The organism is Mesorhizobium sp. Arg314 (genome assembly GCF_053714275.1).
On sequence record NZ_JBSKBP010000085.1, the window covers coordinates 1 to 10,413 of the forward strand.

General features: G+C 60.2%; 3 protein-coding genes. 2 read left to right on the forward strand and 1 reads right to left on the reverse strand.

The features are described 5' to 3' along the window. Positions 1-427: 427 nt before the first annotated feature. A complete protein-coding gene (locus ACWGS9_RS33000; RefSeq protein WP_454509161.1) occupies positions 428-823 on the forward strand; it encodes a hypothetical protein in 396 nt (131 codons plus the stop codon). Between the two features lie 1,463 nt (positions 824-2,286). Here ACWGS9_RS33000 and ACWGS9_RS33005 read toward each other — a convergent pair. Beyond that, the gene (locus tag ACWGS9_RS33005; RefSeq protein WP_454509162.1) at positions 2,287-2,544 is read right to left on the reverse strand and encodes a hypothetical protein; all 258 of its coding nucleotides are present in this window, start codon (positions 2,542-2,544) and stop codon (positions 2,287-2,289) included. A gap of 1,371 nt (positions 2,545-3,915) precedes the next feature. On the opposite strand from ACWGS9_RS33005, the gene xopAD reads away from it, so the two are divergent. After that, positions 3,916-10,413 (forward strand): XopAD/skwp family type III secretion system effector (gene xopAD / locus ACWGS9_RS33010; RefSeq protein WP_454509163.1); only part of this gene is annotated, 6,498 nt, incomplete at its 3' end.

Sequence of the window (10,413 nt, forward strand, 5' to 3'; positions counted from 1 at the left end):
TGGGAATGGAAAAAGCTGCGCGACGCCGAGAAACCGGTCGGTCAGCAGACCGCCGCAGCCTGAACTGATCGCACCACTATAACGACCACTGCTGTCTCACGCGACGCTTCATTCCGCGGCCTTCAGCGTACGCATACCCTCCGTCAGCTATTCGTCAGCCAAATAGTCTAAGCCTGCCGCCAACATAGGAGCGAATCGTCATGTATGGTCGAACCGACGGCTCGCCCGATATCCACTACACGCGTAATGGGAGCGGGCAAACGGCAGGAGGCCAAGGGTTCGCGAACACGTTTGTCCGGACGCGCCTAGCCGGATTGAATTCCCAGCGGTCCCTCATCGGCGGCGGCGACCCAAGCTTTCCCCCAAAGAGAGGCCTCCTGTGGTGCAGATCGACAGAGGTCAGCGCTCAGGAGGAGCGCGAGGCAACATGGCGATGCAATCTCGCGCATCGCCGACAATCCGCAAGAGTATTCGATTCCTATCCGCACGCGCCAGACGCACTGCGGACGTTGCTAGTCAATACGGCGTGCGTCGAATTTCGGAGCACGCGCAATATTTCAGCTGCCAATTAGGAACCAAGGGTGTCGGGCTGGTGAGAGCAGAAGCCGGATTCAGCATGACTGACTTCGAATCCGAAACGTGGCGGGAACAATTTCCTGGTCGAACTGAGATCACCTTCATAGTGGGTCTGCAGGTCACTCATCCACTCGTCGAGAATGCAGGCGATATTCTGCGGGAGCATCAACTTCGAACGACCGTTGCAGAATTGGCGTGCGGCGAATCCAGAAGCACAAGCCCGCGCAACAATGATGGGGTTTGGTGAAGTGGATGATGGCGACATGGTCCTCGACCCCAACTCAGCATCCCAAAAAGTGGGTAGCGGGCCAACCGCCGCAGGTATCTCTGCAAAACTAAGGAGCGCGAGAGCTTGGACCAAGTTCAGACTCGTACGAGGATAACTTTATGTGATCGGACGCTCGCGGAGATAGTCGCGATGGCGGGCCGCTTCTGACGATGTGCGGTTTCCATCGCGGCGAACTGCGGCCTGGTCACAACCAATGTCGATAAACGCATCGGGGCGTCTGATTAGTCGTATGTTTCCTCAGCGCATTCGCCGGAAAGTCCTGCAGATTCCAGGTCGCGCTCCCTTCGGCGTCCGCGGCCAGTTGCGGTCAGTCGTGGTCGGGTAGAGTGAGGCCATCGGTTTGATGATGGAAGTGTTCAACCCGCGCCGCCGGCAGAACAAGTTTATGAGGCGTCGTGTGGCCCAAGGCCGCTCAGGTGGGATCGCGGGGAGTTTGGCGATGAGATTGCCGTGTGCCACTTTGGCAATTGCACATATCAGCCAATGCCCCGCCGACTGAGCGAAATCAGCGCGAAACACGATGTGCACCGCATTTTTTGCTATATCGGAGATGGGATATGACGGAATTTGGCCGACCTGGAAACTCGCGCATTGGGAATGCTGGCGCCGGCGGCAGGCCGGGATCGAACAGATCGCGCTCGCAATCAAGCTCTGCCCTAGCGGGCAGCCAATCGTTCGTTTCGGTGCTGGAGGGTATGCACTCTGGGCCTCAGGACACAAGGACCTCCCGCACCCGCTCGGAGGCCTGTGAGGACGAAACCCTCGGCGAGAGGTCGTCCGGCCCTTTTGTGGGCGCACGGCGAGTGCTGGACGCCGTTGTAGGAGCAGCCGCGTTGAAACGAGCAGGAACCACGCGGCGGCTTCGTCTTCCCGCCGTCCCGGACGATGAAGCCACGGCCCCGGTCGCTGACCAGTCCCCAACTTCGGGAGCGGCAGTGCTTTATCTGACAGACGGACAAAGTAAGACAGCAGATCAACATATGAAAGGCCTGCTCGACGAATTTGAATCTCACCGCCTTGATGCTTTCCTAGTGGCCACGCGAAGCCCAACCCCGCGCGAGAAGCAAGAAGCGCTCGATCGGATCCTCGATGCGGGCTCAGCAGTCCTGGAATACCACGCGAGTCTGGCCCCAGGGGCGCCTGGCATTCTGTCCAATGATCAGGCTCGTCGAACCCGCGATCTGGTGCATGATGCGGCATCCGAGTGCATGGAACTGGCCGCAGATGGCATGGTATTGCTAGAGACGCGTAAAAAGGCCCGCGGCGTGCTCGACCTGATCCTCCGATCCAACCCCGACCCCGCCCGGCTGAGCCAAGCGGTTTCCAGTGTAGCAAGGCACTATGTGGCCTGCGTTGAATTTTGGGAACAGAAGACATGGCGCGGGGAACGCCTCCAATTAGGCTGTGCCGTCACTGCGAACCTACCAAATACAAAGGTCGAGATTCGGCAAGCCGAAGAGGACGATTTGCGCCTGCAGACTGGCTCGGTTCTGCTTTCGAAGTTCATGGTTCTGCAATCGCGGATCGATCTGGCGCTGTTGATGATTGAGCCGCGGGCGAGCAGTTTCGAGCCGGCCGTGAGAGAAATGCTTATCGGTGAGAATGGGCGGTTGCGTATGCTGCAAGCCCTCAGGACCCAAGTTTGGCCGGCACTGCACCAGACGCGCGATGCTCTTCATGCCAAAGCAGGGCGCCCACTTGCCCCAGCGGACCGTTCCGTTCTGGAAGGTGTCATGGAGAGGCTCTTGGACTTTTCGTCGGCGTTGTCCGACTTCCGTGCCGGGCTAAGCGAAAACCGAACAGTTGCCGACCTCCCATTGGAGTTGTTCGGCCAGATAGCGGAAGGCGCGCGGACCACTACCGAAGAGGTGTTGCGCCTCTTGGAACTGCAGCCGAAGATGCCACCCATTAGCGAACGGCCGGCAGACGCTGCGATTGCGACCGCTGGAAAGGCTGTCCCCGAAACCGCAGCGGCCGCAACGCGAAAGAAAGGGAAAGGCAAGCGCAAGCCTGCGGCTGGCGCTGGTAGTTCGGCGGCTGGGGGGGCGGCGCCGCAAGTCGCTGCGGACGACGGCGACACCTCGACAGCGGCGAAGGTTCTCTCCCTAGGCCACAGGCCTCCCGCTCCCTCCGTTGGCCCACATCAAACGCTGGACGCTGCCACACGAGGAGCCCCTGTGCGTGCAGAGATTGGGGGCCGGCGCGGTCTTCCCTCGATGTCGGCTGGTGGAGCGCCAGCTCGAGAAGAAAGCTCTGCTAGTTCCGAGGCTGGGCTCGCGCCCGCTGACCAGAGAGCCAGTCTATCGCAATCAGACGCGCTCCCATCTTGTGAGCAACCTGTGGGAATTGAGGAGGCTGGATCGAGCAGTTTGCTCCCACAATCGAGTCATTCCGCTTGGAATGGCGGCCAACCGATCGAATCCAGTGTGTGGCGGATGCACTTTGGGCCTGAAGATAGACAGATGTCCTCCGCTCGCATTTGGCCAGATGCCGACGAAGCCCTAGGCGGCGGATCTGGCGGTCCCTCCAAAGGTCTCCCCCGAGCCCTCACGCCTTCGCGACGTGCGGCCAGTGGGCCGCGCCATGGCCAAGGTCGGCAGGGCGAAGCGATAGCTAGAGAAGAAAGCTCTTTGCGTTTTGATGAGAGGTCCTGGCTCGGCGATCAAGAACCGAGCAGCTCACAACCGGACATGCTGCGACCTCATGAGCAAGGCGAGTCCAGACCGAGTGCAGGACCGGGCAGCCGGCGTTTCGACCAGGTGGCTGTACAGAGCTTCAGCGACGTATCCCTTGATGACGCTTTACATGACATTTCTTTCGCTCACGGCATAACTGAATTCTCGTGCGCTGTGGTGGATCACGACAAGAGGCTGCAAGACCAGCCGGATCACGAAACATTCCTACAAAAGGCCGCTTCCCAGTTCACCCATCAATTTGTTCCCAGGTGGGCCCAAGACGTCCGCGCCCATAATACCTGGGGGTACGCCACCTCATGCAACGCGATGAGCCGGGAGCCTGGAGGTCAGGCAGGCATGGAAGCTTGCAGGGCCATGGCAGCTCAGGTATCGAGGCTCGGCAAGGCGCTGAATAATGTCGAAAGCAAAACGCTTTCGCTGTTGGTATTGGCGTTCAGTCGACATCGTCGAGTGGAGGAATGTCGCAATGGAATGATCCAAATCGCCAACGTTTTTCTTAAGCAGCGCGAAGCGCTTTCAGAGCTCAATGCCCAAGGTCTGGGCCTGCTAGTGAACGGCTTAAGCAAGTTGCCGGGACAGGAGAACTCTTATCAGGCCGTAGTAGCAGTTGCCGACGAGATTGGCTGGCGCCTGGCCGAACTCTATGATTTTGATCCGCAGTCGTTGGCGAACCTGGTGAACGGGTTCAGCAAGTGGCCAGAGGACTGCCGAGACGCTACGATTGCGATCGCCGTTGAAGTCTGTCACCGCGCCGGCCGCTCCAAGGTCGGGCTTTCTAGTTTCAATCCGCAGAATCTAGCAACCCTGGTGAACGGCTTCAGCAAATTGCAGGCTCCGGAATGCTCACGCGCTGCCGTTGTCATAGCCAATGAGGTCTCGAGCCTCCTCCGTGAAAATGCCGACTTGCCTGGGCTTCATCCGCAGGCATTGCAGAACTTGGTGAACGGGTTCAGCAAGTGGCCGGAGGACTGCCGCAAAGGCACCGTTGCGATCGCGCGTCGGATCCCTGGCTGGGCCGACCAGCTGCCTGATTTTGATTCGCAGGCGTTGGCGAACCTGGTGAACGGGTTCAGCAAGTGGCCAGCGGACTGCCGCGACGCTACGATTGCCATCGCCGGTGAAGTCTATGACCGCGCCGGCCGCTCCGAGGTCGGGCTTTCTGGTTTCGATCCGCAACACCTGGCAAACCTGCTGAACGGCTTCAGCAAATTGGCGCCGGCGTGCTCACGCGCTGCCGCTGCAATCGCCGCTGAGGTCTGTCAACGCACCAGCCGTCGCAACGTCTGGCTTTCTGATTTTGACCCGCAGCACCTGGCGAACCTGGTGAACGGCTTCAGCAAATGGCCGCAAGAGGAGAATTTGGGTCAGGCCGCCGACGTGGTTGCCGGCGAGGTGCTTCGCCGCGCCGACCAGCTGCCTAGGTTCGATCCGCAGCACCTGGCGTGCCTGGTGAACGGCTTCACCAGGTGGCCACAATGGGAAAAGTCACGTCAAGCCACGTTTGCGATTGCCGGTGAGGTAGTTAGGCGCACCGGGCAACTCCACAGCTTTGAGCCGCAAGGGCTTGCCATTCTGGTGAACGGTTTCAGCAAATGGCCTCAGGACTGCCAAGGGGCTCTCGTTGCGCTCGCCGGCGCGGTCTCTCGCCGCGCCGGCGGGATGTCGTTATTCAACGGGCAGGATCTGGCGAACCTGGTGAACGGCTTCAGCAAGTGTCCAGAGGATTGTCGCGACGGCATCGTTGCGATCGCCCAGGAGATCCCTCACCGCGACGGCGGGCTGTCGGAGCTCAATGGGCAGGACCTGGCGAACCTGACCAACGGTTTGAGCAAGTGTCTTGACGAAGAGGGTTGCGGCGAAGCCATCGTTGCCATCGCTGGGGAGGTGCTCGGTCGCGAGAACCCCGGCGAGCCGCTCGTTGGTTTCACTCCGCAGGCACTTGCCAACCTGGTGAACGGCCTCAGCAAGTGGCCGCAAGAGAAATCACGTCAGGCCACTGCTGTGATTGCTGATGAGGTGATCCGCAGCGCTAACTGGCTCCCTGATTTTGGATCGCAGCACCTGGCGTGCCTGGTGAACGGCTTCAGCAAGTGGTCGCAGGATGAGAAAACGCGTCAGGCTACCGCTGTGATCGCAGGCTCGGTGCTTCGCGATGCCGAGCGGCTCTCCGGGTTTAGTCCGCAAGACCTGGCAAATCTGATGAACGGGTTCGGCAAATGGCCGCAAGACGAGGCGTGCAGCCAGGCGGTTTTGGAGATCGCGCGCAGACTCGGCCCCCCAGGTCGCCCATTCCGTCATTTTACGACGCCCGGGCTCTCCAATATCGCCAACAGTTTGGCGCGGGGGATCATGAGGAGAGAGGACGAGGGAGAGATTGCAGGGGCCGCTCTGCTGAAAGATCGGCTCCACAAACTCGCTCATTATCTTCATTATGCCAGCGAGCGCCTGGAGGCGGCCGACGCGAGGGGCGTGACGAGCATCTTGAAGGCGTTGGCCAAGGCTCAATTGCACGACGATCTCAGTTTGCTCGCACCCGCTGGATTAAATCGGCTGGCGCAATTGCATAGTGCCCCTCGGTTTGCGCTTGAGAATAATCTCGAAACCATGGGCAATCTGTGCGCCGCTCTGCTGCCGCTGGCTCGCAGTCCGCGCAAGCAGCTGCTTTGGCACCGGCGGCAGGCTCTGAACTTGCTGAACGATATCCAACCGATTGTGGAGCACAAGATCGAGGCCCATCTCAAGGCAAGCGATGCTGAGCGGAGCCGTGGGCCGAACTCGACCCGCTGTCCGGCCCTGTCGATTTTTCAAGTGCTCAAGACCCGTGCGAGCCTGGCGAGGTTGCTGCGGCGGCCGTATGTCGAGGGCAAGAAGTCCGATTTGCGGGCGAGGCGCGACGATCTGGAGGCCAAGACCAGGGAAATCCTGGACAGCACTCGCGAGCTCATCGAGAGCGATCTTTCCAACATGAGCTGGAACCTGATCGCCCAGATCGAGGCAGAGAGTCCGACCGATGCGTTGGACACGTTTATGGCGCAGAACACCTCGACGGTCCAGGCGCAGCATCCAGCGTCTGTCTTCGACACCCATCAGGTTTTGCGGGCCATGGACCACGAGCCCAGACCTCCGCAGGGCGAGGCGGGACTGATGCGGTTGCCGGTGGTCGACATGCAGGGCCGGCAACTGGCCACGGACCCCGAGACGCGCTATTCGATCTTTCATCGCCTGACCTCGGGGGCAGTGAAGATGGTCGCGGTGCAGCTGCCAGGAAAGCCGAGCCCGTTCCTGCTTGCGCGCACGGTGACCGTCGAGGGCGTGCCATACCGTATGGATCTGTTCGGCGGAAGCAAATTAAAGCCGCCGCAAAAGACCCTTTCCCAGGTCGCCGCCCGCCTTCCAGGTCGAGTAGAGGCAGAGCCTTCCGGCGGGAAGCTGCTGGCGATTCCCTATACCGAAACCGCACCGGGCACCGCCTTTGAAAAGCTATCGCGCGCCTGGGCACCTTTCAAAGAGGCATATTACTATACGCAGCGCCGGGGCTTTGCCGCGCCGCCGGCTGTCAAGGGCCTGGGTCCTCACGACTACGCGCTGGAAGGCGCCTTCAAACTGTCGCTGCTGCCGGACCGCCCTGTTAGCGAGAAACATCCCTTCAGGATGGTTGGGCCGGAAGGCCCGATTGCATTGCGACCGCATGACGGATGCGGTTTCATCAAGGCTTCGCTGGCCAAACGTATGACAGCCGTTCGCAGGGCCGTCGGGCAAGAAGGTCCTGATCGGGTGCCTGCTTTTGGTGAGGGAAGGAGAACGTCCCTGCCTGCCACGGCGCTGCAACATTATCCCCGCAGCAAGGCGGTGGCGGATGAGGTGCGGGAGAAAGCCAAAAACTGGCTCGATGAGCGTCCGGAGCAAAGGCTGACTGCCGAGGAGCTATTTCGAACCGTGACTGGGGGACATATCGACGGTCCTGGCGCAGTCGCGGTACCTTCCGGTGACGAGTGTCTCCATGTGCCGACGCTCAAGAGCGAGACTTTGACGGGGATGAGCGGCGTGCTGATCGGCCGCTCGCCGTACGACAAGCCCAACCTGCGCCCATTTGCAGCCGACCTGGTCAGGTCAGCTGTTGGTGGGGACCCGACGGCAGCGTTCCTGGACACGTGTGTGGCTATGCAATACAGCTTTAATGTCGCCCAGAAGTCAGGGGAAGAACTTGCTGCCGACGATCCGACTTTCTTTGCCAAAGGCATTCTGATCGTCGTGCCCGATGAGATCTGGCCGGCCGCCTACGCCGACCGTGGGCTAGTTATGTCTGCCGAGGACGTGAAGTCGCATTCGCACTGGACGACAGGCAAGGACCGCGTCAAGAAGGACACGCCGCTCGACTGCCTGGGCATCCTGCAGGCCACCGAGGTGTTTGCCCCCGGCTCGTTGGTTGCCGTCCCCACCGGTGAACAGAAGAAGCTTGATGGTGACTTCGATGGCGACACCGTCATCATAATCGGCGACCGGCCGCAGCTTTATGAGCATGTGCGCGAATTCGATGAAAAGGAGCAAGCTCTCGGACTTCCGTCGCTGAAGCCGCCAAAGTCGCATACACCGGCCCTTGACGGTGACAACTACCAGTTTGGTCGCGCCAGCCAGATCCTGGCCGCGACGCAAGATGTCCTGGAGACCTATAGCGGTCTGCAGCGAAACTTCCTGGCTCAATCCCATGAAGCACGACGCTGGTTTGCCGAGCGTGCCATCTTTGGCACCTACGAGGGCATTTCCCACGTGCTCCGGCGAGACATCGGTCAGTTGTTGAGCCTGGAAGAGGTGAGTGGACAGGATATCCAAAACATGTTTGCGAGAGCGAGGCACGAGATCGAGGTCGCCGAACATCCCGTTGCTCGCGAAATGGCCGAGTTACTCGCCGCCGACCTTGAGGCATGGGCAAAGAGGCCTGATGTGGAAGGCCAGCCCGAAACAGAAAACGCCAACGACGCAAAAAGCACGACCCTGAGCGCGACAGTCTCAGAGCTTTTGCCGGATCTGGCGGAGGCCTATCCGGCAACTTCTCAGGCACCAGACCGCATCCGGGCTCTGATCGACAACTATCCTGCCCGGATCGATCCTCGCCCGGATGGTTACAATCCGGACGACCTCGTGCAGAGCGCAAACAACCTCCTGAGCCTCGGCATCAAGGTCGGCACCGATGCCTACAAATCCAACACTGGCGCTCGGCTCTTTTCGAGGAAGAGCCAGGACCTTCAGAGGCTGCTGCATACGACGCCTGGCCTGAAGTCAGTGCCTTACGTCAAGGGCCTGGCAGCGTCCCTCAACCATGGAACGTTTGATGTTAGTGCAGCCTTGAAGGACCTGGAGGACAACCCCACCCTGACGGCTTCAGTCATGCAAACCTCGATCAGTCTCGCTGTGGAGCAGCGCATTTTGCCTGAGCCCTCGCGCTTCCGGCCGCCCGCAGCGGATGGCGAGGAGTCGATCACGCTGACTCCCGAGCAGGCCTCAGAGCGCGCCCAGATTGAGGTTGCCCGCGCTGCAAAAGAAGAAGGGAAAATCACCGCAGCGGCACTCAGCATTGCCGCAAGCCTCAGGAATATGGAGATCCAGGTGAAAATGCCTCACCTGGAGCGCCGGCTGAGATCGGAACGCTCCATAAGAGAGGATCTCACCGGCAAGAGCATCTCATCCGGCAGCACCCCACAGCTGATCAGCAGCGCCGTACGCCACGTGTTCGAAATTCCCGACAAAGATTTTACACGTGCCTTCAAGGCAGCCATCCTGGCCTTCGAGGAGCAGGACTACACCGAAATCGAGGTGACCAACTGGTTCAAATTCGAGCGTCCGAATTATCTTGGCATCCGCACTGTGCTGGCCACAGCAGGAGGCTATCGCTTCCAGGTGGAATTCCATACGCCAGCCAGCTACAGCGCCAAAGTTGACAATCACGACGCTTATAAAGAGCTGCAGAGGCTGCAGGGCCCGGATTCCCTGGAGAAGGTAGAGAAACTTGAGCAGAAGGTAAAAGAACGCTGCAAGGCCGTGGTCAGACCCGCTGACGTGCTCAGCATAGGACACTGGGGTGATGGTAAGAGTAGCACCGCCCCGGCACCTGGATTGCGAGTACCTGGATTGCGAGCTGTCGGACGATCGACACAGCCGGAGATCGCCAAGTCCCCGGCGGCAAAGGAGATTGTCGGTGCCCTCGGCGATCGCCCGATCGTGCTCGTCGGCATGCCGGGCGCTGGCAAATCCACCATTGGCCCGCCTCTCGCGCGTCGGCTGGGGCTGGCCTTCGTCGATACCGACGAAAAAATCGAGCAGAAAGTCGGCAAATCGATATCTCAGATTTTCAAAGATCACGGCGAAGATTATTTCAGGAGGCTCGAGGCGCGTGAGATCGCTCACTACCTCGAGACCGGGCCCAAGGTGGTCGCGACCGGCGGCGGCGCGGTATTGGACGAGCAGACTCGCCACCTCATTGGCAACAAAGGGGTCTCGATCTGGTTCGATACCGACCTGGACAAGATCCAAATTCGAACGAGGAACGACGCCAAACGCCCGCTGATGCAAGGCCCCGATGCGGATCGCAAAGTCGCCCAGCTGATGAGCGAGCGCCGTCAGTACTATCAACAAGCCAATGTCAGGTTTGTCCCACCCCACAAAAACGATCGAAAGAACGCAGATCCATGTTTGCAGGCGCTGCACGCGTACCTGTGCCCGGCCGATGCAGACCGCAGCCCGTCGGATGCCCCATCGCGCGATTCTGCGTCGGCGTTTCCGACCACCTCCTCCGATGCTCAGATCGGAAGGGTCGCCTCGTCCAGTGTCCCGGCGGGGTCAGTGCTCGGGGCCACC